This is a genomic window from Actinoplanes sp. NPDC051470, from assembly GCF_040682035.1.
In the GTDB taxonomy this organism is placed as follows: Bacteria; Actinomycetota; Actinomycetes; order Mycobacteriales; family Micromonosporaceae; genus Actinoplanes.
In genome coordinates this window covers 28,116-52,066 of record NZ_JBFBAA010000037.1, presented here as the reverse complement: position 1 = coordinate 52,066, position 23,951 = coordinate 28,116, and the positions used below count along the sequence as shown (strand labels likewise).

Genomic DNA, 23,951 nt, shown 5'->3' with positions numbered 1-23,951 from the left:
GACCCCCAATGACTGTCACCGGAATCATCATGGCCCTGATCATCGGTCTGGTCATCGGCGCGCTGGGCCGCCTGGTCGTACCCGGCAAGCAGCACATCCCGGTCTGGCTGACCATGCTGGTCGGTGTCGTGGCCGCGCTTCTCGGCACCGTGCTGGCCCGCGCGTTCGGCGTCAACACCGACTCCGGCGGCCTCATCAACTGGGCCGAGCTGGCCTTCCAGGTCGTGCTCGCGGCCATCGGCGTCGCCCTGGTCGCCGGCGTCGGCACCCGTCGCCGTCGCCTGACCCGCTGACCTGAGGCGCCGAAGTCGGCGCCAGGCCACGGAAGCACGCGAAGCGCCGAAGACGGCGCCAGGCAAGCGGAAGCACGCGAAGCGCCGAAGACGGCGCCAGGCAAGACAGGCAAGAGAAGCACGCGAGGCGCCGAGAAAGACGCGAGGCGCCCGAAGGGCAAGAGAGCGCCGGGCCCGTTTCCCCCACGGGTCCGGCGCTCTCGCCTTTCCCGGTCGAGGGTCCGGCCGAGCCGCAGCATGACGGCCATGTCGCAGGTCGATCTGTCCGAGGTGGTCCGCGGCCGCATCCGCGCTGGCCGCGCGGGTCGCCGGCGGGGTCGGCGCCGCGATGATCATGCCGGTCACCCTGGCCGTCATCACCTCGACGTTCCCCGACGAGCAGCGGTCGAAGGCGATCGGCGTGTGGACCGGCGTCGCGGCCGGCGGTGGCCTGCTCGGCATGTACCTGTCGGCGTTGCTGGGCGACGTGGCGACCTGGCGGTGGCTGTTCGTCCTGCCGGTCGTCCTGGTGATCGTGGCGGCGGTGCTGGCGCTGCGGGCGGTGCCGAACTCCCGCGAGGAGACGCGGCACGGCTTTGACGTCGTCGGCTCGCTGACCTCGATGGTGGCCACGGTCGGGCTGACCTTCGTCCTGCACGAGGGCCTTCGTCGACGGCTGGCAGCAGGCCATGTGGGCCGGTGTCGGCGTGATGGCGCTCCTGCTGGTCTTCGTCCTCGTGCGCGGGCCGGTGCGTATCCCGGTGACGGTTCAGTAGCGGAACTTCTGCCGGGCGTTGCGGCGGTTGACCCAGGCCGGCATGTCGTCGAGGTGGTCGACGTGGGGCAGGCGCTCGTCGGGCTCGTGGCCGGTCGGCACGTGGCGCATGGTCACCACGTAGCCCTGGACCAGGCGGTCGTCGCGCAGGTCGCGGTAGGTCGCCTCGACCAGGACCTGCCGGTCGTCGGCGCGTTGCAGGGTGCAGAAGAGCACGCCGTCGCCGTCGTCCTGGAGGGCCTGGCGGACCTGGATGCGGTCGTCGGGGTGGACCAGTTCGGTCAGGGTGGCCAGCGGCGGGAGCTCGTCCGCGCCGATCAGGTCGCGGAGCGCGGGGCTCGCGTACCGGATGCGCTGGTCCTCGTCGATCACCATCATCAGGTCGGCGGTGTTGCTGATGACCGCCCGCAGGTAGAGGTCGCTGTCGCGGCGGCCGACCGCCTCGACCAGGGAGATCCGGTCGAGGGCGAGCGCGGCCTGGCCGGCCAGCACCTCGAGGGCGTCCTGGGTGGCGGTCAGGTCCTCGCGGCGACCGGCCACGACCAGCGCGCCGCCGCTCGGGCGGGCCACCGCGAGCGGCTCCAGCCACAGCGGGCAGACCAGGGTGGCGGCGTCGTTGTCCGAGTCCTCGACCCACCAGCTGCGGCCGCGCGGATCGGCGCCGGCCGGCGGCACCGCCTCGCACGTGAGCTGGCGGTCGTCCATCGCGAAGACGACCTTCTCCAGCGCGTACGCCGGCATCAGGCCGCGGACCGCCGCCCGCACCGCCCGGTCCACGCCATCCAGGTCGGCCGTCGCCACCAGCGCCGCGCTGGCCTCCCGCAGGGCTCGCTCCCGCGACAGGGCCCGGCTGTTCTGCCCGACCGAGTCGGCGAGGCGGGTGATCGTCATGGTGAGCGTGAGCGCGCCCACCACGGCGATCAGCACGCCGTCGGTGACGCCACCACTGACCGCCTCGACGAACAGCACCACCGGCGGCGTGGCGACGGAGATGCCCAGCAGCGCCGCCCAGTGCCCGCGCCAGGGCGACGGGCGGACCGGCATCGGCGCGGTGAGCCGGGCCATCGAGGGGTGCAGCGCGGCCGCGCCCCAGGCCAGGTAGAGCACCCGGTAGCCGGACTCGGTGGCCCAGTTCTCGGCCAGGCCCCAGGCGATGTCCGAGCCCAGCATGCCGACCGCGCCGACCAGCAGCAGGATCGCCGACACGTTGCGGTTGCTCGCCACGATCAGCCGGGCGGCCACCCCGATCAGCAGCACGTCGCCGATCACGTCGGCGGCCGAGATCTGCCCGAACTGGCCGGTGTCGCCGATCACGAAGACCCAGACGACCAGCAACGCCGAGCAGGAGAAGGCGAGCAGGTCGATCAGGCGGGCGCGGTCGACCAGCACCGCGCCACCGCGGGTGAACTGCATCAGTCCACAGGCGACCAGCACGAACATGCCGTAGTAGCAGGCCTCGGCGAACGCGCCGTGGTCGAGGGCCAGGGCGGCGTCGCCGATGGCGAGCACCACGATGGACCCGGCCAGCAGGAGCCAGGGTCCGACTCGGGCCGGTCGGTGGCGGCAGACCCCGAAGACGATTGCGGCGGCGCTGCCGGCTCCCAGCACGATCCACTCGAGGGCGCTCAGCACGACTAACTAGTACCAGCCGCGGTCGCTATCTGTCCATGGCGGTGTATACGCAGCGCTATGACCTGCGAACCCGGTCGACATCACGGAGAGCAATGTGAATGTGTTGGCTCTCTGTTCAGCTGAAGACTTCGACGACCACATGAGCATTGCCGGCCTTGCGATCGTCGGTTACCGGCTGCCACTTGCCGGTGGGGGCATGCCACTCCAGGTCAGCGAAACGTACTCGTTCGAGACCGGTGTCCCGGGCGTGCGAGACGAGCCAGTGCGCGTACCGCCAACCGGTGTCGATGTTGCTGATGGCGAGGGTCAGGCCGGTCGGCTGGGTCACCGGCTGGCCCAGCCCGCGGCCCCAGTCCAGCTTCAGCCCGGCGGTCACCTTGCGGATCGCGGTCTGGCCGCGCATCGCCGGCTCGCCGGTGATCGTGCAGGCGACCGCGCCGGTGGCCTTGCCGGTCAGGGCCTTGGCCAGCACCTCGGCCTCCTCGGCCCACTTCTGGTACGCCTCCGGGTAGGCCGACTTCTGCACCCGCTGGGCCGCGTCGGTGACCCGCATGTTCTGCCAGCCCTTGACCCGCTTGAGCGAGGAGTAGAACTTCTTCGACGAGTAGCGCGGGTCGACGAGCTGGTCCGGCTTGCCCCAGCCCTGGCTGGGACGCTGCTGGAAGAGGCCGAGCGAGTCACGATCGCCGTGTTCCAGGTTCTCCAGCTTGGACTCCTGGAGCGCGGTGGCGAGCGCGACCACGATCGCCCGCTCGGGCATCTTCCGGATGACGCCGACCGCGGTGATGGTCGCGGCGTTGGCCATCTGGACGGTGTCGAGGGCGACCTCGCCGCCGTCGGCGGAGACCACGCAGGCCGGTCCGATGCGCGGCAGGTTGATCGACTTGATCGAGCTGCCCATCGAGTTGACCGCGGCGATCACCCCGGCCACGGCGGCGATGCCGAGCACCAGCAGCACCGCGACCGGCTTCTTGCTCACCCACACCCCTCTCGCTGACGGACGCCAAGCGTAGACAACGAGCGCATCAGGAGATGGTCACTGCGGGATCCACGCGGCCGGCCGCTTCTCGCGGTACGCCGCCACACCCTCGCGACCCTCCTCGGACTTGAAGTATCCGGCCGACCTGGCGGCCAGGTCGGCGAGATCGGCGCGGACGGACTCGGCCGGCGTACGCCGCAGAATCTGCTTGGTCCCGGCCAGCGCGAGCGGACCGCCGCGGACCAGCGAGTCGCAGTAGCGGGCCACGGTGTCGTCCAGCTCGTCGGCCGGCACCGCCGCCGTGACCAGGCCGATCTCGGCCGCGCGGGCCCCGTCGAAGGTGTCGCCGGTGAGGTAGAGCTCGGCCGCGGCGCGAGGGGCCAGCCGGGGCAGCACGGTGGCGCTGATCACGGCCGGGATCACCCCGAGACGCACCTCGGTGAAGGCGAACGTCGCGTCCCGCGTACACACCGCGATGTCCGCCGCCGCGATCAGGCCGAGCCCGCCGGCCCGAGCCGGACCACCGACCCGCGCGACGACCGGCTTGGGGAACTCCCAGATGGCCGCGAGCAGATCGGACATCATCTCGGCCGGCAGCCGACCGCGGCCGGAGGTGACCTGCTGGGTCTCCTTCAGGTCGGCGCCGGCGCAGAAGACCGGGCCGGTGTGGGTGAGCACCACGGCGCGGGCGGAGGCGTCGGTGAGCACGGTCGCCAGCGCGTCGAGCAGCTCGGACATCAGCGTGCTGGACAGCGCGTTGCGGTTGGCCGGGCTGTCCAGGGTCAGCGTGGTGATCCCGGCGGACGTCGAGGTGTGGACCAGCTCCATGCGGAGACCCTATCGGCGGCGGTGCACACTTGACGGATGCCTGGTCCGCTGCCCGAGGGTGAGCCCGTCCCCGCCGACGGGTCGCTGCCCGACGATGTCGCCGCCGGAGCCGGACAAAACGGATTCGGGGTCTATGTCCACGTGCCGTTCTGCGCCAGCCGCTGCGGCTACTGCGACTTCAACACGTACACCTCGACCGAGGCGAGCCAGGAGGGTTACCTGGACGCGGTGCTGGCCGAGTTCCGCCTGGCCGGCAAGGTCGTCAGCCCCCGGCGGGTGGACACCGTGTTCGTCGGCGGCGGCACGCCCACCCTGCTCGACCCCGGCGACCTGGCCCGGGTGCTCGACGCGATCGACGCCACCTGGGGACTCGCGCCGGGCGCCGAGATCACCACCGAGGCCAACCCCGAGTCGGTCACCCCCGGCTCGCTGCGGGCGCTGCGCCGGGCCGGCTTCACGCGCATCTCGCTGGGCATGCAGTCGGCCTCACCACACGTGCTGGCCGTGCTCGACCGCCGGCACACCGCCGGGCGCGCGCCCGAGGCCGCGACCGAGGCCCGCGAGGCCGGGTTCGAGCACGTCAACCTCGACCTGATCTACGGCACGCCGGGGGAGACCGCGGACGACTTCGCCCGGTCGCTCGACACGGTGGTCGCGGCCGGCGTCGACCATGTCAGCGCGTACGCCCTGATCGTCGAGGACGGCACCCGGCTGGCCGCCCGGATGCGCCGCGGCGACCTGCCCTACCCCGACGACGACGTGGCCGCCGACCGCTACCTGGCCGCCGACCAGCGGCTCGCCGCGGCCGGTCTGACCTGGTACGAGGTGTCCAACTGGGCGTCCGGCCCGGCCGCCCGCTGCGCCCACAACATGCTCTACTGGACCGGTGGCGACTGGTGGGGCGCCGGCCCGGGCGCACACAGCCACGTCGGCGGCGTCCGGTGGTGGAACGTCAAACACCCGTCCGCGTACGCCCGGAAGCTCGCCGACGGCGACTCGCCCGGACACGGCCGGGAGATCCTCACCGCCTCGGACCAGCGCATGGAAGATGTGATGCTGCGCGTGCGGCTGCGCGACGGCATGCCGCTGGCCGGGCTCGACCCGTCGGTGACCGCGCGGTTCCTCGGCGACGGCCTGCTCGACGCGGCGGCCTACGGCGCCGGCCGGCTCGAACTCACCCTTCGCGGGCGGCTCCTGGCCGACGCCGTGGTACGCGACCTCGTTACTTGACCATCCGGAACGTGGCCGGGTAGTGGTAGAGCTGACCCTCGTTCGCCTTCATGCCCGCGATGATCGAGAACACGATGACGACCACCCAGGTGATCATCGGCAGGAAGAACAGGATGCCCACCGTGCACGCCGCCAGGATCGAGGCGACGATCGTGGCGATGCCCCAGGTGATCTGGAAGTTCAGCGCCTCGACCGAGTGCGCGCGGACGGTCGGCGACTCGTTGCCCTTGGCCAACATCGCCACCAGCGGCGCGATGAAGCCGACGAGGATGCCACCGAAATGGGCGACGAGGGCCCAGGTCTTCTCGTCATTGTTGGCATAGCCGACCGGGGCGGGACCGGCGCCGGCCGCGCCGTAGCCGGGCTGCCCGTAACCACCGGGCTGGCCGTAGGCCCCGGGCTGGCCGTAGCCGGGATCGGGCGGGGGCGCGCCGTAGCCCCCCGCGCCCGAGCCGGGCGGCGGGCCGTAGCCACCGGCGCCGGAGGACGGCGGCGGACCGTACCCACCCGCCCCTGAGCTGGGCGGCGGGCCGTATCCACCGGCGCCGGAGGACGGTGGCGGGGAGCCGTAGGTCGGCGGCTGCGGCGAGCCGTACGTCGGCGGCGTCGGAGGCGGAGGCGGGGCCGATCCGGAGGTCGGCTCGTTACCCGGATATGGGTTGAGCGGCGTCGTCGGGTCGTACGGATTTCCGTCACCCGGCGGACGAGGCGGTTCAGTCATGGCTGACACGGTAGGACCGCAGCTCAACGTAGTCGAGACCAACCGCCGTGGGTGCGATCATCGCGCGGCGGCGAGTGGCGACGTAGACTGGCACTCGCCGATCAGGAGTGCCAACGAGCGGGGGAGGGGTCAGATGAGTCTCGATGACCGCAAACTCGACGTCCTCCGCGCCATCGTCGAAGACTATGTCGCCACCCAGGAACCGGTCGGCAGCAAGGCCCTGGTCGAGCGTCACCAGCTCGGCGTCTCCCCGGCCACCGTGCGAAACGACATGGCGGTGCTCGAGGAAGAGGGCTACATCCGGCAGCCGCACACCAGCGCCGGCCGGGTGCCGACCGACGCCGGCTACCGCCTCTTCGTCGACCGGCTGTCCCGGATCAAGGCGCTCAGCCCGGCCGAGCGGCGGGCCATCGAGCGTTTCCTGGCCAACCCGGTCGACCTCGACGACGTCGTGCACCGCACGGTGCGGCTGCTGGCCCAGCTCACCCGCCAGGTGGCCGTGGTGCAGTACCCGAGCCTGGCGCGCTCCTCCGTACGCCATCTCGAGCTTGTCCCGATCTCCACCACCCGCGTCATGCTGGTGATGATCGCCGACACCGGCCGGGTCGAGCAGCGCCTGGTCGAGATGCCCGGCCCGATCGCCGCCGACGACGTCACCGAGCTGCGGCGCAAGGTCAACGAGAAACTCGCCGGGCAGCGGCTCGCCGACACGCCGCCGCTCGTGCAGGCGCTGGTCGACGACTGTGCGCCGGAACGCCGTAGCACGATGGCCTGCCTGGCCACCGTGCTGCTCGAGACACTGGTCGAGCGCTCCGAGGAACGTCTGATGCTGGCCGGTACGGCCAACCTGACGCGCGGCGGCATGCTTGACTTCCAGGGTTCGCTCCGGCCCGTGCTGGAGGCGCTCGAGGAGGAGGTCATCCTGCTCAAGCTGATCGGCGAGGTCGAGCCCAGCACCACCCGGGTCCGGATCGGCGACGAGAACGAGATCGACAACCTGCGGTCGGCCTCGGTGGTGAGCACCGGGTACGGCCCGGGCGGCACCATCATCGGTGGGCTCGGTGTGCTCGGGCCGACCCGCATGGACTACCCCGGCAACATCGCCACCGTGCGTGCAGTGGCAAGGTACCTTGGCGACTTGCTGGCCCAGAATTGATGGATCTGCGCGAACATTGAGGACTCCAAAGCCCGTGGCGAAGGACTACTACGGAATTCTCGGCATCGGCCGGGATGCCACCGATGACGAGATCAAGCGCGCCTACCGCAAGCTGGCTCGCCAGTACCACCCGGATGTGAACCCGGACCCGGAGGCGCACGAGAAGTTCAAGGACATCAACGCCGCCTACGAGGTCCTCTCCGACGACCAGAAGCGGCAGATCGTCGACCTCGGCGGTGACCCCTTGGCGCCCGGGGGCGGTGGCGCCGGCCCGGGTGGGCCCGGGGCCGGACCGTTCGTCGGTTTCCAGGACATCATGGATGCCTTCTTCGGCACCGCCGCCGGTGGCGCGTCGCGGGGCCCGCGGCCGCGTACCCGTCCCGGGGCCGACGCGATCCTCCGCCTCGAGCTGGAACTGCAGGAGACCGCGTTCGGGGTCGAGGCGCCGATCACGGTCGACACCGCCGTGCTGTGCACCCAGTGCTCCGGCGCCGGCACCGCGCCCGGCACCCACCTGGCCACCTGCGAGACGTGCGCCGGCCGGGGCGAGGTGCAGAGCGTTCAGCGCACCTTCCTCGGGCAGGTCGTGTCGTCCCGCCCCTGCCAGGTCTGCCAGGGTCACGGCACGGTCATCCCGTCGCCGTGCCCGACGTGCGCGGGCGACGGGCGTATCCGTACCCGCCGCAGCCTGACGGTCAAGATCCCCGCCGGGGTCGAGGACGGCATGCGGATCCGCCTGGCCCAGCAGGGCGAGGTCGGCCCCGGCGGCGGCACGGCCGGCGACCTGTACGTGGAGATCCACGAGCGGCCGCACGACGTCTACAGCCGCAAGGGCGACGACCTGCACTGCCGGGTCACCCTCCCGATGACCGCGGCCGCGCTCGGCACCCGCCTGACCATCAAGACGCTCGACAGCGAAGAGTCCATCGAGGTCAAGCAGGGCACCCAGCCCGCCAGCACGCTCCGCATCCGCGGCAAGGGCGTCCCCCACCTGCGCGGCCAGGGCCGCGGCGACCTGTTCGTGCACCTCGACGTGAAGACGCCGACCAAGCTGACCTCCGACCAGGAGCGGATGCTGCGCGACTTCGCCAAGACCCGCGGCGAAGACGTGGCCGAGCTCAGCAAACAGGGCGGCTTCTTCTCCCGGATGCGGGACGCCTTCAACGGCCACTGATGTCGGCGTCCCTGTTCCTCGTCGCCGAGCTGCCGACGGGTCCTTCCTTCACGCTCGACGGCCCTGAAGGCCACCACGCGGCGGACGTCCAGCGCGTCCGCCCCGGCGCGCCCGTCACCCTGTCCGACGGCCGCGGCGGTTCCATCGCCGCCACGGTCACCTCCGTGGCCAAGGGCAGCGTCGTCCTCCACCTGTCCCCGCCGACCTTCGTCCCCGCCCCCACCCCGTCGCTCACCGTCATCCAGGGCATCCCCAAGGGCGACCGCGGCGAACTGGCCGTCCAGGCGATGACCGAGGTCGGCGTCGACGAGATCATCCCCTGGTCCGCCTCCCGCTGCGTCACCCAGTGGCGCGGCGACCGAGGCGCGAAGGCCCAGGCCAAGTGGGCGGCGACGGCGCGCGAGGCGGCCAAGCAGTCCCGCCGGCCGTGGCTGCCGGTCGTCTCCGGGGCGCCAGATCTGGGAACGTCGCAGGTCGCCGCCCGCTTGTCGGCCGCGGCGGCGGCGTTTGTGCTGCATGAGGACGCGACGTCGCCGCTCACCGCGGCTGAGCTGCCGTCTGAGGGGGAGATCGCGCTGGTGGTGGGGCCGGAGGGCGGCATCACCGACGCTGAGATCGACGCGTTCGTGGCCGCGGGGGCGGTGCCGGTGCGGTTGGGCGAGGCGGTGCTGCGGACCAGCACGGCCGGGGTCGCGGCGATCTCGGTGCTGTCGGCGCGGATGGGGCGCTGGTAGGCGAGCGGGATCGACTACGGGTTGGGGCTTCGGCTTTCGGGCATCCGGGCCCAGGCCGCGGCGCCGCGGGGGGAGAGCCGGTAGCCGACGGGGAGGCTCTCGGTCAGGCCTAGTTCTTTCAGGCGGCGTACGTCGCGCTTGAAGGTCAGCATGTCCGGATAGCCGAGGTCGGACCACAGGTCACCGGCCCGTGTCCCGGGATGGGTGGCTATCACGGCCAGCACCCGCCTCGTCCATGGGCCGCGCGCGCCGGTGGTGTCCATCCGGTCGAGCCGCGTGATCAGGGTCGCCCACTCGTCGTCGGGGAGGTCCGCCGTCTCCCGCAGGGCCACGCGGGGGTCGTCGCCGGCGTACGCCACCTCGATCCGGTAGACGTCGCCCGCCTTCTGGGGCAGGTCGGCCAGGGCTGACCGGGCGTTCGGGTAGCCGGCCGCCCGGGCGTCGGCGGCGGAGATCCGCTTGATCACCGAGACGGCGCGCACCTCGACGACGCCGATCATGGTGCGCAGCCGGCTGCCGGCGCGGACCCGGGCGCGCTCCCAGCGCCGGAAGACCACCGACACCCGTCCGTCGCGGATCCGGTCCAGCGCGTCCTGCCGAAACAGCATTGTCCCAGCCTGCAACCCGCCGCCCCGGCGATCAAGATGAAATGATCGAGGCGTGGATGAATTGATCAGTGAGCTGTCCCTCGAGGAAAAAGTGTCGTTGCTCGGAGGGCAGGACTTCTGGTCGCTGCCGGAGATAGCGCGGATCGGGCTGCGGTCGCTGGTGATGTCGGACGGGCCGGTGGGGGTCCGGGGCACGGGGTGGGCGCCCGAGGATCCGTCGGTGGCGTTGCCCAGCCCGACCGCGCTGGCCGCCACCTGGGACCCGGAGCTGGTCGAGCGGGCCGGGCGGCTGCTCGGGCAGGAGTCCCGGCGCAAGGGGGTGCATCTGCTGCTCGCGCCGACCGTGAACCTGCACCGGACGCCGCTCAACGGCCGGCACTTCGAGTGTTTCTCGGAAGATCCGCTGCTCACGGGCGAGATCGCCGCGGCCTTCGTGACGGGCGTGCAGGCGCTCGGGGTGGGTACGACGGTCAAGCATCTGGTCGGCAACGACTTCGAGACCGAGCGGATGACCGTGGACGTGCGGATCTCCGAGCGGGCGCTGCGTGAGGTCTATCTGCCGCCGTTCGAGCGGGTGGTGCGCGCGGGTGGCTGGGGTGTGATGTCGGCCTACAACGGCGTCAACGGGTCGCCGATGTCATCGCACGCGGAGCTTCAGCAGCGCGTACTCAAGGACGAATGGGGTTTTGACGGGATCGTCGTGTCGGACTGGCGGGCGGCCCGGGACACGGTGGGTGCGGCGCTGGGCGGGCTCGACATCGCCATGCCGGCCATGCAGAACCCGTGGGGCGAGGCGTTGGTCGAGGCGGTGCGCGCCGGGCTGGTTCCCGAGGAAGAGATCGATGCCAAGGTACGCCGGGTGCTTCGTCTCGCCGCCCGCGTCGGTGCGCTGGGCCCGCCGCCCTCGGGTGAATGGCCGGAGCTCGACGGGTCGGCGGTCGCGCACGAGGTGGCGGCCCGGTCGTTCGTGCTGGTGCGGAACGAGGACTTCACGTTGCCGCTGGAGCCGGCCGCGCTGACCCGGGTCGCGGTGATCGGGGCGCTGGCCCTGGACGCCCGGGTGCTCGGTGGCGGCAGCGCCACGGTGACCCCGCCGCATGTGATCTCGCCGCTGGAAGGCATCGGGCGGTCGCTGTCGGGTGTGGACGTGGCGTACGCCACCGGCGCCGACCCGCGGCCCTTCCTGCCGCCGGCACGTGGTCCGGAATGGACGGGGCTGCGGGTCGACCTGGCCGGGAAGTACGACTTCGCGGTGGGTGAGGCGGCGCTGCGCTGGATCGGGGACCTGCCGGGGCGGCTCGACCCGGCGGACGTCGACGGGCTCACCATCGCCGGCACGTTCACCCCGGCCGTGGACGGCGAGCACGTGTTCGCGGTATCGGGCTTCGGCACCTTTGTTCTCACGGTGGGTGAGCGCGAGGTTTATCGGGGCGCGCTTCATGTCGAGGGTACGGAGCGTGGCGAGCTGCTGCTGTCACCGCGGGAACATCGGGCCGCCGTGACGCTGGCGGCCGGCGTACCCGTCGAAGTGATCTTGACCCAGATCATTCCGGCCGGGATGGCGCACACCGTCTCGACCACGCTCGGGCACCGGCCGCCCGGCCCGGACGCGGCCGAGATGATCACCGAGGCGGCGGCGCTGGCGGCCGGCTCGGACGTCGCGATCGTCGTGGTGGGCACCACCGAGCAGGTCGAGTCGGAGGGCTTCGACCGCACCTCGCTGGCCCTGCCCGGCACCCAGGACGAGCTGGTCCGGCGGGTGGCGGCGGCCAATCCGCGCACGGTCGTGGTGGTCAACGCGGGCGCGCCGGTGCTGCTGCCGTGGGCCGATGACGTGGCCGCGGTCGTGCTGACCTGGTTCCCGGGGCAGGAGGCGGGCGCGGCGCTGGCCGACGTGCTGCTCGGCGTGCTCGAGCCGGGCGGCCGCCTGCCGACGACCTGGCCGCGCCGCGCCGAGGACTGCCCGGTCCTCGACGTCACCCCGCAGGGCGGGGTCGTGTCCTATGACGAAGGCGTCTTCGTCGGTTACCGAGCGTGGCAACGGGCCTCGCGGGAGCCGCACTACGCGTTCGGGCACGGGCTCGGCTACACCACGTGGAGTTACGAGGCGCTGCGCGTCGTCGACGGCACGGCGGAGATCACCGTGACCAACACCGGCGCGCGGGAGGGGCGCGAGGTCATCCAGGTGTACGTGCGCCCGGCCGCACCGGACGACGAACGCCCGGCGGAATGGCTGGCCGGCTTCGCGACGGTGACCGCCCACCCGGACGAGAGCGTGACCGCCCGCGTCGACCTGCCCGAGCGCACGTTCCAGACCTGGGCGGACGGCGGCTGGCACACGGTCGCGGGCGACTACGAGATCGTCGCCGCGCATGCCCTCGACGACCCGCGCCTGGTCGTCTCCCTCACCGTCGGGGCGTGAGCCGGCGCAGGCGAAACAAGCAGCCGTCCTCGGGCTGAACAAGCCGCCGGCCTCCGGCAGGGGAGCAGCCGGCCTCAGGTGCGCAGGTAGGACGCGCCGTTCATGTCGATGATCGCGCCGGAGGCCCACACGGCCTCCGGCGAGGCGAGCCAGTGCACGGCGGCGGCCACCTCGTCGGGCTGGGCGACCCGGCCGAACGGGCTCTGCGACCGGATCGCGGCGCCCCGCTCGGCCTTGAGGTGCTCGTTGGTCATGTCGGTCTCGATGAAGCCGGGCGCCACCGTGCCCACCGCGATGCCGAGGTGGGCCAGGGCCACGGCCAGGGACTGGCCCATCGAGTTCATGGCCGCCTTCGACGCGCCGTAGGCCGGCTGCTCCGGCTCACCCCGGAACGCCCCGCGCGACGACACGTTGATGATCCGGCCGCCCCCGGCCCGCATGTGCTGCACGGCCGCCCAGCAGGCGTTGGCCGCCCCGAACAGGTTCACGTCGAAGGTGCGCCGCCACATCTCCCGCCACTCGTCGTAGCCGGCCTCGAGAACCGGCACGGCCGGCGGCGACCCGAAGATCCCAGCGTTGTTGACCAGCACGTCCAGCCCACCCAGGCCGTCCGCGGCGGCGTCCACCATCGCCCGCACGGCCTCCGGCTCGGCCATGTCGGCCTGCACGATCACGTGCCCGTCGCCCGGCAGTTCCGAAACCAGCTGCTCGGCCTGGGCGCGGGTGGCCCGGTGATGCACCGCCACCCGATCGCCGCCCGCCGCGAACCGCTGAGCGATCGCCCGCCCCAAACCCCGCGAAGACCCGGTCACCAGGACCGCTCGTGATGTCATTCCGGGAGCTTAGGGCCTGAGCGACGCCGTTGATCTTGAGATTGCCACCGCCGCACCGCCGCCGCCCCCGCCCTTGTGGGTGGGCAGGAATGTAGCCGACGCGTGGGACGATTTTCGGCGTTGTCCACAGGCGCGGCGACCAAAGCGAGAGTGACCACGCACGCAGAATGAAGGGTGGGCGGCTCTGTTCTGGCCGGTCACGGCCTTGGAGCCGCGCGCCCGGCCTCGGCGGGAGCGACGGTCTGAACCACCCACCCGGCTACGACATGAAGTTCTTGATCTTGATTTTGGGCGGGGTCGGCCAACCGATCCCGATTACGATCTCCCGGTGGACAACTGCCTGTTCTGCCGGATTGTCGCGGGGGAGATCCCGGCCACGGTCGTGCACGAGACCGGGACGACGCTCGCTTTCCGGGACATCGACCCCAAGGCGCCAGTGCACGTGCTGGTGATCCCCAAGGCTCACCACGCCGACGTGGCCGCGCTCGCCGCCGCCGACCCCGCGCTCGCCGCCGACGTGCTGGCCGCGGCGGGGGCGGTGGCCGACGCCGAGGGAGTGCGCGGCGACGGGTTCCGGTTGATCTTCAATTCCGGGGGGTACGCGGGGCAGGAAGTGTTCCACGCGCACGGTCACGTTCTCGGCGGTACGCCGCTCGGGCCCATGCTGAGCATCGCGTGACCGCGGCCGAGAACCGCTACGAGCGGGAGGCCCGCAAGGTCCAGGCCGCGGCGCGCGTGCCCGCCCTGTCGGTCGCCGTGCACCGGGCCGACCGCGGCCTCTGGACCTGCACCGTCGGCGAGTCCGGCGACCCGGCCCGGCCGCTGGACGCCGGCTCCCGGTTCCGGATCGGCTCGGTGACCAAGACCTTCACCGCGGTGCTGATCATGCAGGCCCGCGACGACGGGCTGCTCGACCTGGACGACCCGGTCGGCAAGCACCTCGACCTGCCCGCGCACGGCGACGCCACGATCCGCCGGCTGCTCTCGCACACCGCCGGCTTCCAGCGTGAGCCGCACGGCGACGTGTGGGACATGCTCGAGATGCCGTCCGCCGACCGGATGATCGCCGAGATCGAGCGGGCCGAGCGGGTGCTGCCCAACGCGCGCCGCTACCACTACTCCAACCTCGCGCTGGGCGTGCTCGGGCAGATGGTCGCCCGGCTGCGCGGCGGCAGCTGGTTCGAGGTGCTCAGCGACCGGGTGCTGACGCCGCTCGGGCTGGCCTCGACCAGCTACCACCCGACCGAGGACGCCGTGGTCGGCTGGCTGGTCGACGCCTACTCGGACGCCGCCCGCCCGGAACCGGTCACCGACATGGCCGGCGCGGCTCCCGCGGCCCAGCTCTGGAGCACCGCCGCCGACATGGCGACGTGGGCCGCGTTCCTGGCCGACCCGCAGATCGTCGACCCGGACGGCAAGGTGCTCGCGGCGGCCACGGTCGACGAGATGCGCTGGCCGCTGACCACCACCGACGAGCAGCTCTGGGTCTACGGCTTCGGGCTGGGGCTGATCCTCCAGCCGGCCGGCAAGCGGATCCTGCACGTCGGCCACGACGGCGCCATGCCCGGGTTCCTCTCCGCCGTCTACGGCCGGCGGGGTGGCGACGGCAACCCGGGGGCGCTCGGCTGTGCCGTGCTCGCGTCGTCCGGCACCGCCATGGAGATCGCCGAGCTGCCGCACGACCTGCTGCGCCTGGCCACCGAGCTCGACCCGGCCGAGATCAAGCCGTGGCGGATCGGCGAGCCCGCCCCGGAGCGCTACCAGCCGGTGCTCGGCCGGTGGTGGGGCGAGGGCTTCCCGTACGAGTTCTCCTGGCACGACGGCACCCTGCAGGCGCGCGCCGGTGACGCGCCGGCCGACCGCCCGCCGGCCGTGTTCGAGCCGTCGCCCGACGACCCCGACGTGCTGCGGACGGTGTCCGGACGGGAGGCCGGCGAACTGCTCCGGATCACCCGGGACGAACACGGTGTGATCGTCCGGATGCACTGGGCGACCTATCGCTTCACCCGCGTCCAGGAAGCCTTCGACGGGCTCCCGGTCAGCCACGGCGAGCACCCGTAATGGTGTCGGCGGCACGGGCGCGGAACGGATACGATGGGGCGGTCCTTACGGCGCAAGACAGGAAGCAGGTGGCGTAGGTCCTCGGGGCCGCCCCTATGACCAGCACCGACCACACGTCGAGCGCGTCCGGCGCGGCGCGGGTGCAGACCAAGATCTCGGTCGCCGACCCGAAGATCATGGTGAACCTGCTCGGCGCCAAGGACGAGATCCTGCGCCTGATCGAGCGCACCCTCGCCAGCGATGTCCACGTCCGCGGCAACGAGATCACGGTGACCGGCTCGCCGGCCGACAACGCGACCGCGGAGCGTCTTTTCTCGGAGCTCATCGAGCTGATCGAGAAGGGTGAGACGCTGACCGTCGACGCGGTCCGGCGGACCGCCACGATGCTCGAGCAGAACACGTCCGAGCGCCCGGCCGAGGTGCTGACGCTCAACATCCTCTCCCGGCGCGGGCGCACCATCCGCCCCAAGACGCTGGGCCAGAAGCGCTACGTCGACGCCATCGACGAGAACACCATCGTCTTCGGCATCGGCCCCGCCGGCACCGGCAAGACCTACCTCGCCATGGCCAAGGCCGTGCAGGCGCTCCAGGCCAAGGCGGTCAACCGCATCATCCTGACCCGGCCGGCGGTCGAGGCGGGCGAGCGGCTGGGCTTCCTGCCCGGCACGCTGAACGAGAAGATCGACCCTTACCTGCGGCCGCTGTACGACGCGCTGCACGACATGCTCGACCCCGAGTCGATCCCGCGCCTGATGCAGAACGGCACGATCGAGGTCGCCCCCTTGGCCTACATGCGTGGCCGGGCGCAGCCGCTCGCGGCGAAGGTGCTGACCCCGGACGGCTGGCGCGCGATCGGCGATCTGGCGGCCGGTGACCTGGTCACCGGCTCCGACGGCCTGCCCACACCGGTGCTCGGTGTCTACCCGCAGGGCCGCAAGCAGGTCTACCGGGTCACCACGCAGGACGGTGCCTCGACGATCGCCTGTGGCGAACACCTCTGGACGGTGCGTACGCCGGACGACCGGAGCCACGGCCGTCCGTCCCGCACGCTCGAGACCCAGGAGATGATCGGCAACCTGCGCCGCGGACACGTCCACCGGTACGAGTTGCCATTGGTCGAGCCGGTTGAGTTCGTCGGGCAGGACGTGCCGATGGACCCGTACGCGCTCGGGCTCCTGCTCGGCGACGGCTGCCTGACCACCGCCACCACGCCGTCGTTCACCACCGCCGACCCCGAGCTGGCCGGGGCGCTGGACGCCGCGCTGCCGGGCGTCGAGCTGACCCGCAAGAACGAGGTCGACTACATCCTTCGCCGGGCGGGCGGTGGGGGCCGGGGCGGTGTGATCACGGCGAATCCGGTCACCGCGATCCTGCGTCAGCTCGACCTCGCCGGCACCAGGTCGAACACGAAGTTCGTCCCCGAGGTCTACAAGTTCAACCGCGCCGCGGTACGACTCGCGTTGCTCCAAGGACTGTTCGACAGTGACGGCGGTCCGGTGACCCAGCGCGGTCGCGCCTGCCGGGTGCAGTACTCCACGTCCTCCGAGCAGCTTCGCGACGACGTGCTCTTCCTGGTGCGGTCGCTCGGTGGTGTCGCCTACGTCCGGCGGCGTGCCGCGCTGGGGCGCCGGCCCGGTCTCGCCCGTGGCCGTGACGTGCACCACCGGCACGACGCGTTCGTGATGGACATCCGGCTGCCGGCCGGCCTCGAGCCATTCCGGCTGGAGCGCAAGCAGGCGCACTACAACGCCACCGGCGGCGGTCGTCCGATGCGGTTCATTCACGAGATCGAGCCGCTGGGCGAGGAGGAGACGGTCTGCATCCAGGTGGCGGCGCCAGACTCGCTGTACGTCACCGACGATCTGATCGTCACCCACAACACTCTCAACGACGCGTTCATCATTCTGGATGAGGCTCAGAACACGACGCCCGAGCAGATGAAGATGTTTCTGACCCGGCTCGGGTTCGGGGCGAAGATCGTGGTCACCGGTGACGTCACGCAGGTCGACCTGCCGGGCGGCACGTCCAGTGGGCTGCGGGTGGTGCGAGAGATCCTGCGCAACGTCGACGATGTGCACTTCGCCGAGTTGTCCAGCTCCGATGTGGTGCGACACCGGCTGGTGGCCGAGATCGTCGACGCCTATCAGCGCTTCGACGAGGCGCAGGAGCAAGAGAGCGCACAGCAAGTCCGGGCCGTTCCGGGCCGGGCCGCCGGGGGCGGCCGCGCCGGGCGGCGACGCTAGTTCAGGGGATGAGAAGCACCACTATGTCCATCGAGATCGCCAACGAGTCGGGAGTCGAGGTCGACACCGACGCGATCCTGGCGGTGGCCCGCCACGCCCTGGACGAGATGGGTGTGAACCCGCTCGCCGAGCTGTCCATCCTGCTTGTCGACATCGACTACATGACCGAGCTCAACCATCGCTGGATGGGTAGCGACGGTCCGACCGACGTGCTCGCCTTCCCGATGGACGAGGGCAGCGTCGACCACGGGCCGGGTGAGGCCGGCGCCGGTGAGCCGGCGCTGCTCGGCGACATCGTGCTGGCCCCCGAGGTGGCGGCCAAGCAGGCGGTCGCCGCTGAGCACACGCCGGCCGACGAGCTCCATCTGCTCACCGTGCACGGGGTGCTTCATCTGCTCGGCTACGACCACGCCGAGCCCGAGGAGGAACGCGAGATGTTCGCGTTGCAGGCCAGGCTGCTCCAAAGCTGGCGGTCCGCTCGCCAGGCCGGCTGATTCCGATGGACGGCGGACTACCCGACCTGCAACTGCTGATCTACGCGGTGGTGCTGGTCTTCCTGGCCGGGCTGGCCTCGATGACCGATGCGGCGCTGGCCACCGTGTCGCCGGCCCGCGCGGCCGAGATGGCCCGGGAGGGGCAGCGTGGCGCGGCGGCGCTGGCCGCGGTGGCCGGTGACGTGGTGCGCCACCTCAATCTGCTGCTCCTGCTGCGGCTGCTGTGCGAGCTGACCGCGACCACGCTGGTGGCGCTGGTCTGTGTGGACACGTACGGCGCCGGCTGGCGGGCCGCGCTGGTGACCGCGGGCGCGATGACGGTGGTGTCGTTCGTCGTGGTCGGCGTGGCGCCGCGGACGTTGGGGCGGCAGCACGCGTACGCGGTGGGCAGGGCCGCGGCGCCGCTGGTGCGCTGGATCGGCCGGGTGTTCAACCCGCTGGCCTCGCTGCTGATCCTGATCGGTAACGCGGTGACGCCGGGCAAGGGCTTCCCGGAGGGGCCGTTCGGCAGTCAGGTCGAGCTGCGGGAGCTGGTCGACCTGGCCGAGCAGCGCGGTGTGGTCGAGCACGGCGAGCGCGAGATGATCCACTCGGTGTTCGCGCTGGGTGACACGATCGTCCGCGAGGTGATGGTGCCCCGCACCGAGATGGTGTGGATCGAGAGTGGCAAGACCTTGCAGCAGGCGCTCTACCTGTTCCTGCGGTCGGGTTTCTCGCGGATCCCGGTGATCGGCGAGAGCGTCGACGACGTGCTCGGCGTGCTTTATCTCAAGGACGTGGTGCGGCGTACGCAGAACGGCGACCCGGCCGCGTCCGAGGCGGCGGTGGCCGAGCTGATGCGGGCGGCGACGTTCGTGCCCGAGTCCAAGCCGGTCGACGATCTGCTCTCCGAGATGCAGGCGGCCCGCAACCACCTGGTGATCGTCGTGGACGAGTACGGTGGGACGGCCGGCCTGGTGACGATCGAGGACATCCTCGAGGAGATCGTCGGCGAGATCACCGATGAGTACGATGTCGAGCGCCCGCCGGTGGAGACGCTGGACGACGGCGCGGTGCGGGTGACCGCGCGGCTGCCGATCGAAGACCTCGGTGAGATCTTCGGGGTGGAACTGCCCGCCGACGACGTCGAGACGGTCGGTGGCCTGCTCGCGCAGGCGCTGGGCCGGGTGCCGATACCGGGCGCCGAGGTGAACGTGAACGGCCTGCACCTGACCGCCGAGGGCACCACCGGGCGTCGTAACCGGATCGACTCGGTGCTGGTCAACCGGGCTGTGCCGGAAGGCGCGGCCGACGAAGAGACCGAGGAGAGGCAACACGCTGATGCCTGAGGCAGTCATCCCGCCCGCGACCGCGGACCTGACCGCGGAGGACCAGAAGCTGGTCACCCTGGCGCGCGGCTCACGCGCGCGGGTGGGCGCTGAAGAGGGTGCGGCGGTACGCGACCAGGACGGCCGCACGTATGCGGCGGCGAGCGTGGCCCTGCCGAGCCTGGCGGTGACCGCGTTGCAGCTGGCGGTGGCCTCGGCGGCCGCCGCGGGCGCGACGAAGCTGGAGGCGGCGGCGGTGGTGACCGAGGCGGCGACGCTGGACGAGCTGGGCCGGGCCGCGGTGCGTGACCTGTCGGCCGTCGCGCCGATCCACGTGGCCGGTCCGGGCGGGTCCTTGCTGGGAACGGTCACCACGTGACCGACGAGCGTGGCACCACGGGCTCCAGCGGGGCCAAGAAGGGCAGCGTGCGCAAGCCCCGGCACCGCAAGGCGGGCAGCACCGAGGCAAGCGGCTCGCCCGCCGGGCGTACCCATCGGGGTAAGCAGCACCAGCACAAGGCGGTGGCGCGGCAGGAGGCCGTGGCCGACGTCTATCGCGCGGGTTTCGCGTGTTTTGTCGGGCGGCCGAACGCCGGCAAGTCGACGCTGACCAACGCGATCATCGGGCAGAAGATCGCGATCACGTCGAGCAAGCCGCAGACCACCCGGCATGTGATCCGGGGCATCCTGCATCGGCCCGACTCGCAGCTCGTGCTGGTCGACACGCCCGGCCTGCACCGGCCGCGCACGCTGCTCGGCGAGCGGCTGAACGACCTGGTCAAAGAGACGTGGAGCGAGGTCGACGTGATCGGCGTCTGCCTGCCGGCGGACGAGCCGATCGGGCGTGGCGACCGGTTCATCTCGGCCGAGATCGCCGAGCTCAAGGCCGTGGTGATCGCCGTGGTGACCAAGGTCGACCTGGTCGATCAGCAGACCCTGGCCCAACATCTGCTCGCGGTGAGCGAGTTGTACGACTTCGCGCAGATCGTGCCGGTGAGCGCGGTGTCCGGGCACCAGGTCGAGACGCTGGTCGACGTGATCGTGGGGCATCTGCCCGAGTCGCCGCAGCTGTACCCGGACGACATGCTGACCGACGAGCCCGAGCAGGTGCTGATCGCCGAGCTGATCCGCGAGGCGGCGTTGGAGGGTGTGCGCGACGAGCTGCCGCACTCGATCGCGGTTCTGGTCGAGGAGATGCAGGAGGAGGGCAACCTGGTCCGGATCTTCGCCGACCTCTATGTCGAGCGGGACAGCCAGAAGTCGATCGTGATCGGCACGCGCGGGGCGCGGCTGAAGGACGTGGGCACCCGGGCCCGGCTCGAGATCGAGACGCTGCTCGGCCGCCGGGTGTATCTCGATCTGCACGTGCGGGTGGCCAAGGAGTGGCAACGTGACCCGAAGCAGCTGCGTAAGCTCGGTTTCTGATTAACCCAGCTGTATGTCGGGATTGTGGGTCTTCTCACGCCCGTTTGTAGCCGCCGCGAAGTTTGGGTAGGGCTTAGTTCCGTGCGCAACCGCTACCTGGATCTGCTCCGTGCCGCGGCTGTCGTCCGGGTGGTCGTCTACCACGTCACCGGATTGCCGGCGTTGACCGTTCTGTTCCCGGCGATGCCGATCATGTTCGCGCTCGGCGGCTCGATGATGGCCGCCTCGCTCGACCGGATGGGTCCGTTCGCCGTCGAGAAGCGGCTGCGCCGGCTGTTGCCCTCGGTCTGGGTGCTGTCCGCGATCGCCGTCCCGGCCATGATGATCGACGGGCTGGCCTGGGACTGGAAGCTGCTGATGTGGTTTTTCCCGCTGGAGGACCCGCCGGCCGGTGGCACGTGGCTCGAGGCCCTGAGCGCCATGTGGTACCTGCGTGACTTCCTGTGGTTCGTGCTGCTCTCGCCCATCCTGCTGCCGCTGTACCGGAAGTTCCCGCTGGTCACGATCGCGACGCCGTACGCCGCGCTGATCGTCACCCAGCTGCTCGGGCTGACCGTGCATCCGCCGCTCCTGCGCGACCTGGCTCTCTACGGCGGCGCGTGGCTGATCGGCTTCGCCCACCACGACGGCAAGCTGCGGGCCCGCCGGCTGCTGTGGGTGGCCGCGGCGGCTGCGGCGGCCGCGGCGGTGTGGGTGGTCACCCATCCAGGGCCGCGGGGGTACGACCTGAACGACATCCCGCTGGGCAACGGGCTGTGGTCGCTGGCGCTGATCCTGGTCCTGCTGCGCTTCTCGCCGTCGATCCCGGCGTGGCGCCCGGTGACCGTGCTGAACGCGCGGGCGCTGACGATCTACCTGTGGCACGTGCCGATCATCGTGGCGATGACCCACGCCGGTGAGGCGGCGGGCTGGCCGGTGCGCGGCTGGACCGGCGACGCCTGGCGGATGGCCGTGGTGCTGTCGCTGCTGGGTCTGGCCACGCTGGCCTTCGGCTGGGTGGAAGATCTGGCCGCCGGGCGGCGCGTGACGCTGGTGCCCGCGGATGTCGTACCCAAGGGTCAGGATGAACGGCATGACGTCCACGGCCGCCCAGGTCCGTCGCACGTACTACGTGCTCGGGTTCGGCAACACTCTCGCCGCGTCGCTCATCTGGGGCGTCAATACGATCTTCCTGCTCGACGCCGGGTTGAACAACTTCGAGGCGTTCGCCGCTAACGCGTTCTTCACCGCCGGGATGGTGCTGTTCGAGGTGCCGACCGGCATCGTCGCCGACTCGTGGGGGCGCCGGGCGTCCTATCTGCTCGGCACGATCACGCTGGCCGTCACGACCGGGCTCTACCTGTGGTTGTGGGTGATCGAGGGACCGTTCTGGGCCTGGGCGGTCTCGTCGGTGCTGCTCGGGCTGGGCTTCACCTTCTTCTCCGGCGCGACCGAAGCCTGGCTGGTCGACGCGTTGCGGGCCACCGGCTACCAGGGCGAACTCGACTCGGTGTTCGCCCGGGCCCAGGTGTTCATGGGCGGGGGAATGCTGCTCGGCGCGGGCGGCGGCGGTTACCTCGCGCAGTGGCTGGGGCTGGGTGCGCCGTACGTCGCGCGGGCCGCGGTGCTCGTGGTGGTGTTCGTGGTGGCGGCGGTGCTGATGCGCGACCTGGGGTTCACGCCCGATCGGAGTCAGGGCTTCGCCACCGAGGTACGCCGCATCGCCGGCGACTCGGCCCGGTACGGCCTGCGGGCGCGTCCGGTCCGGTGGCTGATGATCGCCTCGGTCTGCACCGGGGGCGTCGGCATCTACGTCGGGTACGCGCTCCAGCCCCACCTGCTCAACCTGTGGGGCGACGACACCGCGTACGGCGTCGCCGGTCTCGGCGCCGCGGTGATGGCCGCCGCCCAGATCGGCGGTGGCCTGCTCGGCCCGCGGCTGCGCCCGCTGTTCCACCGCCGCACCGGGATGATCCTGGCCATGTCGGTGGTCGGCGTGATCGTGGTGGCGCTGTTCGCGGTGATCCAGGTGTTCTGGGTCGCGCTGCTGCTGATCGTGGTCTGGGCGCTGTCCAGCGCGGCCCTGATGCCGGTGCGTCAGGCGTACCTGAACGGGATGATCCCCTCCCGGCAGCGGGCCACCCTGCTCTCCTTCGACTCGCTGATGTCCTCGACCGGCGGGGCGATCGCGCAGCCCGGCCTGGGCCGCTCGGCCGACGTGTGGGGCTACCCGGCCTCGTTCGGCATCTCCGCCGTGGTCTCGGCGCTCGCGCTGCCGTTCATCTGGCTGTCCCGGCGCTCACGCGACCGGGCCGACTTCACCGCTTCCGAACCAGCAGCGGTTGGGTGACCTGCGCGATCCGTCCGTTCTGGTCGAACAGGTCGCCGGTGCACAGGCCGATGCCGTCCTCGGTGACGTCCGACCGCGCGGCCAGCCGCACCCACTCGCCGGCCGGCGGGCGCAGGAACGTGGTCGCCATGCCGGGCGGGATGCTCAGCCACTCGTGCAGGTCGAAGTTGGTCGAGAGGCCGTTTGCGGCGTCGGCCACGATCAGCGTGCGGGCCACGCCGGTCAGGTCCACGCCGGCGATCAGCGGGTGGTTGACCCGGGTCCACACGTCGCCGCGGCCCTCGGCCGAGAGGATCCGCCCGCCCAGGCCGCGCCAGTCGGTCGCCCGGCCGTACCCGAAGAAGTCCATGCTGTCGTCGGTGGTCGCCGGGATCGCCGGTTGTGCCTCACCGGGTGTGACCACGGACGGCTTCGGGCCGGTCGCGATGTGCCAGCCCCGGGCCACCACTGCGACCTTGTCGTCGACCACCATCCGGGCCTCGACCAGCGAGGTCAGCCGGCCCGGCTTGATCGGCGTCACCTCGACCGCGAGCGGGCGGCGGGGGATCGGGCCGAGGAAGTCGACGGAGAGCCGGGTCAGCCGTTGTCCGTCACCGGGCGCCATGGCGTGCGCGAGCAGGGCCGCCGGTGGGCCGCCGTGCTGCATGCGCGGGTCCCAGGGGCTCTCGGTGAAGTCGGTCGGCTCGTAGCGGTCGTCACCCAGCGGGAGATAGAACGCGGTCATGCAC

General features: G+C 71.6%; 21 protein-coding genes and 4 pseudogenes. 18 read left to right on the top strand and 7 right to left on the bottom strand.

The window, feature by feature from the left end; genetic code table 11:
- Positions 1-8 precede the first annotated feature (8 nt).
- Both AB0M54_RS40870 and AB0M54_RS40865 read left to right on the top strand, forming a co-directional pair.
- On the top strand, positions 9-293 hold the full coding sequence (locus AB0M54_RS40870) for a GlsB/YeaQ/YmgE family stress response membrane protein (protein WP_364320579.1): 285 nt from the start codon (positions 9-11) through the stop codon (positions 291-293).
- Between the two features lie 328 nt (positions 294-621).
- Positions 622-801: pseudogene (locus AB0M54_RS40865) on the top strand (MFS transporter); the annotation flags it as partial.
- A gap of 240 nt (positions 802-1,041) precedes the next feature.
- On the opposite strand, the gene AB0M54_RS40860 reads toward AB0M54_RS40865, so the two are convergent.
- The 3 genes from AB0M54_RS40860 to AB0M54_RS40850 all read right to left on the bottom strand — a co-directional run bounded on the left by AB0M54_RS40860 (position 1,042) and on the right by AB0M54_RS40850 (position 4,486).
- The gene (locus AB0M54_RS40860; RefSeq protein ID WP_364477500.1) at positions 1,042-2,679 is read right to left on the bottom strand and encodes a PAS domain-containing protein; all 1,638 of its coding nucleotides are present in this window, start codon (positions 2,677-2,679) and stop codon (positions 1,042-1,044) included.
- A 115-nt stretch (positions 2,680-2,794) separates the two neighbouring features.
- The gene (locus AB0M54_RS40855; protein WP_364477497.1) at positions 2,795-3,664 is read right to left on the bottom strand and encodes a hypothetical protein; all 870 of its coding nucleotides are present in this window, start codon (positions 3,662-3,664) and stop codon (positions 2,795-2,797) included.
- A 51-nt stretch (positions 3,665-3,715) separates the two neighbouring features.
- Positions 3,716-4,486 (bottom strand): enoyl-CoA hydratase-related protein, encoded by a 771-nt coding sequence (locus AB0M54_RS40850; protein WP_364320585.1) that lies wholly within the window; start codon positions 4,484-4,486, stop codon positions 3,716-3,718.
- A 36-nt stretch (positions 4,487-4,522) separates the two neighbouring features.
- Between AB0M54_RS40850 and hemW the strand changes: the two genes are divergently transcribed.
- Positions 4,523-5,716 (top strand): radical SAM family heme chaperone HemW, encoded by a 1,194-nt coding sequence (hemW, locus tag AB0M54_RS40845; RefSeq protein ID WP_364320587.1) that lies wholly within the window; start codon positions 4,523-4,525, stop codon positions 5,714-5,716.
- On the opposite strand, the gene AB0M54_RS40840 is transcribed toward hemW, so the two are convergent.
- Positions 5,709-6,437, bottom strand: a complete 729-nt coding sequence (locus AB0M54_RS40840; RefSeq protein WP_364320589.1) for a DUF4870 domain-containing protein — start codon at positions 6,435-6,437, stop codon at positions 5,709-5,711. The two genes, hemW and AB0M54_RS40840, sit on opposite strands and share 8 nt — an antisense overlap.
- A gap of 133 nt (positions 6,438-6,570) precedes the next feature.
- Here AB0M54_RS40840 and hrcA point away from each other — a divergent pair, with 133 nt between their 5' ends.
- From hrcA to AB0M54_RS40825, 3 genes are read left to right on the top strand one after another with little or no spacing between them, the layout of a single operon-like run.
- A complete protein-coding gene (gene hrcA / locus AB0M54_RS40835; protein WP_364320591.1) occupies positions 6,571-7,593 on the top strand; it encodes a heat-inducible transcriptional repressor HrcA in 1,023 nt (340 codons plus the stop codon).
- 34 nt (positions 7,594-7,627) lie between these two features.
- The gene (gene dnaJ / locus AB0M54_RS40830; RefSeq protein ID WP_364320593.1) at positions 7,628-8,767 is read left to right on the top strand and encodes a molecular chaperone DnaJ; all 1,140 of its coding nucleotides are present in this window, start codon (positions 7,628-7,630) and stop codon (positions 8,765-8,767) included.
- Positions 8,767-9,501 carry a 16S rRNA (uracil(1498)-N(3))-methyltransferase gene (locus AB0M54_RS40825; protein WP_364320595.1) on the top strand — a complete coding sequence of 245 codons (735 nt, stop codon included), beginning with the start codon at positions 8,767-8,769 and terminating at the stop codon, positions 9,499-9,501. The genes dnaJ and AB0M54_RS40825 overlap by 1 nt, the downstream gene beginning before the upstream one ends.
- A 14-nt stretch (positions 9,502-9,515) precedes the next feature.
- Here the strand turns inward: AB0M54_RS40825 and AB0M54_RS40820 are convergent, their stop codons facing one another.
- The gene (locus AB0M54_RS40820; protein WP_364320597.1) at positions 9,516-10,109 is read right to left on the bottom strand and encodes a hypothetical protein; all 594 of its coding nucleotides are present in this window, start codon (positions 10,107-10,109) and stop codon (positions 9,516-9,518) included.
- A gap of 52 nt (positions 10,110-10,161) precedes the next feature.
- On the opposite strand from AB0M54_RS40820, the gene AB0M54_RS40815 reads away from it, so the two are divergent.
- Entirely contained in the window at positions 10,162-12,531 is a 2,370-nt protein-coding gene (locus AB0M54_RS40815; protein ID WP_364477494.1) for a glycoside hydrolase family 3 C-terminal domain-containing protein, read from the top strand.
- A gap of 74 nt (positions 12,532-12,605) precedes the next feature.
- On the opposite strand, the gene AB0M54_RS40810 is transcribed toward AB0M54_RS40815, so the two are convergent.
- Positions 12,606-13,364 carry an SDR family oxidoreductase gene (locus tag AB0M54_RS40810; protein ID WP_364320601.1) on the bottom strand — a complete coding sequence of 253 codons (759 nt, stop codon included), beginning with the start codon at positions 13,362-13,364 and terminating at the stop codon, positions 12,606-12,608.
- A gap of 328 nt (positions 13,365-13,692) precedes the next feature.
- Between AB0M54_RS40810 and AB0M54_RS40805 the strand changes: the two genes are divergently transcribed.
- From AB0M54_RS40805 to AB0M54_RS40755, 11 genes and pseudogenes are all read left to right on the top strand, one after another.
- Positions 13,693-14,043 carry an HIT domain-containing protein gene (locus tag AB0M54_RS40805; RefSeq protein ID WP_364320603.1) on the top strand — a complete coding sequence of 117 codons (351 nt, stop codon included), beginning with the start codon at positions 13,693-13,695 and terminating at the stop codon, positions 14,041-14,043.
- The gene (locus tag AB0M54_RS40800; RefSeq protein ID WP_364320605.1) at positions 14,040-15,425 is read left to right on the top strand and encodes a serine hydrolase domain-containing protein; all 1,386 of its coding nucleotides are present in this window, start codon (positions 14,040-14,042) and stop codon (positions 15,423-15,425) included. Before AB0M54_RS40805 ends, AB0M54_RS40800 begins: the two co-directional genes overlap by 4 nt.
- A 95-nt stretch (positions 15,426-15,520) precedes the next feature.
- A pseudogene (locus AB0M54_RS40795) lies at positions 15,521-16,228 on the top strand (PhoH family protein); the annotation flags it as partial.
- A pseudogene (locus AB0M54_RS40790) lies at positions 16,217-17,026 on the top strand (LAGLIDADG family homing endonuclease); the annotation flags it as partial. The pseudogenes AB0M54_RS40795 and AB0M54_RS40790, both read left to right, overlap by 12 nt.
- Before the next feature lie 279 nt (positions 17,027-17,305).
- Positions 17,306-17,668: pseudogene (locus AB0M54_RS40785) on the top strand (PhoH family protein); the annotation flags it as partial.
- Between the two features lie 23 nt (positions 17,669-17,691).
- The gene (ybeY, locus tag AB0M54_RS40780) at positions 17,692-18,162 is read left to right on the top strand and encodes an rRNA maturation RNase YbeY (RefSeq protein WP_364320607.1); all 471 of its coding nucleotides are present in this window, start codon (positions 17,692-17,694) and stop codon (positions 18,160-18,162) included.
- Between the two features lie 5 nt (positions 18,163-18,167).
- Complete coding sequence (locus tag AB0M54_RS40775; protein ID WP_364320609.1) at positions 18,168-19,490, top strand: hemolysin family protein; 1,323 nt, start codon at positions 18,168-18,170, stop codon at positions 19,488-19,490.
- Positions 19,483-19,848, top strand: a complete 366-nt coding sequence (locus tag AB0M54_RS40770; RefSeq protein WP_364477491.1) for a cytidine deaminase — start codon at positions 19,483-19,485, stop codon at positions 19,846-19,848. Before AB0M54_RS40775 ends, AB0M54_RS40770 begins: the two co-directional genes overlap by 8 nt.
- A gap of 161 nt (positions 19,849-20,009) precedes the next feature.
- Positions 20,010-20,894: a GTPase Era gene (era, locus tag AB0M54_RS40765; protein WP_364321284.1), complete on the top strand. Its 885-nt coding sequence runs from the start codon at positions 20,010-20,012 to the stop codon at positions 20,892-20,894.
- A gap of 81 nt (positions 20,895-20,975) precedes the next feature.
- Positions 20,976-22,109 carry an acyltransferase gene (locus AB0M54_RS40760; protein WP_364477488.1) on the top strand — a complete coding sequence of 378 codons (1,134 nt, stop codon included), beginning with the start codon at positions 20,976-20,978 and terminating at the stop codon, positions 22,107-22,109.
- The gene (locus AB0M54_RS40755; protein ID WP_364477564.1) at positions 22,006-23,223 is read left to right on the top strand and encodes an MFS transporter; all 1,218 of its coding nucleotides are present in this window, start codon (positions 22,006-22,008) and stop codon (positions 23,221-23,223) included. Before AB0M54_RS40760 ends, AB0M54_RS40755 begins: the two co-directional genes overlap by 104 nt.
- On the opposite strand, the gene AB0M54_RS40750 is transcribed toward AB0M54_RS40755, so the two are convergent.
- Positions 23,192-23,947, bottom strand: a complete 756-nt coding sequence (locus tag AB0M54_RS40750; protein ID WP_364477485.1) for a thioesterase family protein — start codon at positions 23,945-23,947, stop codon at positions 23,192-23,194. The two genes, AB0M54_RS40755 and AB0M54_RS40750, sit on opposite strands and share 32 nt — an antisense overlap.
- Positions 23,948-23,951 lie beyond the last annotated feature (4 nt).

Bases quoted from the DNA above. Each gene is read 5' to 3' on its own strand.
- AB0M54_RS40770 (WP_364477491.1), top strand. From the start codon at position 19,483: ATGCCTGAGGCAGTCATCCCGCCCGCGACCGCGGACCTGACCGCGGAG.
- AB0M54_RS40775 (WP_364320609.1), top strand. From the start codon at position 18,168: ATGGACGGCGGACTACCCGACCTGCAACTGCTGATCTACGCGGTGGTG.
- AB0M54_RS40840 (WP_364320589.1), bottom strand. From the start codon at position 6,437: ATGACTGAACCGCCTCGTCCGCCGGGTGACGGAAATCCGTACGACCCG.
- AB0M54_RS40810 (WP_364320601.1), bottom strand. From the start codon at position 13,364: ATGACATCACGAGCGGTCCTGGTGACCGGGTCTTCGCGGGGTTTGGGG.
- hemW (WP_364320587.1), top strand. From the start codon at position 4,523: ATGCCTGGTCCGCTGCCCGAGGGTGAGCCCGTCCCCGCCGACGGGTCG.
- AB0M54_RS40825 (WP_364320595.1), top strand. From the start codon at position 8,767: ATGTCGGCGTCCCTGTTCCTCGTCGCCGAGCTGCCGACGGGTCCTTCC.
- AB0M54_RS40820 (WP_364320597.1), bottom strand. From the start codon at position 10,109: ATGCTGTTTCGGCAGGACGCGCTGGACCGGATCCGCGACGGACGGGTG.
- ybeY (WP_364320607.1), top strand. From the start codon at position 17,692: ATGTCCATCGAGATCGCCAACGAGTCGGGAGTCGAGGTCGACACCGAC.
- AB0M54_RS40750 (WP_364477485.1), bottom strand. From the start codon at position 23,947: ATGACCGCGTTCTATCTCCCGCTGGGTGACGACCGCTACGAGCCGACC.
- hrcA (WP_364320591.1), top strand. From the start codon at position 6,571: ATGAGTCTCGATGACCGCAAACTCGACGTCCTCCGCGCCATCGTCGAA.
- AB0M54_RS40850 (WP_364320585.1), bottom strand. From the start codon at position 4,486: ATGGAGCTGGTCCACACCTCGACGTCCGCCGGGATCACCACGCTGACC.
- AB0M54_RS40870 (WP_364320579.1), top strand. From the start codon at position 9: ATGACTGTCACCGGAATCATCATGGCCCTGATCATCGGTCTGGTCATC.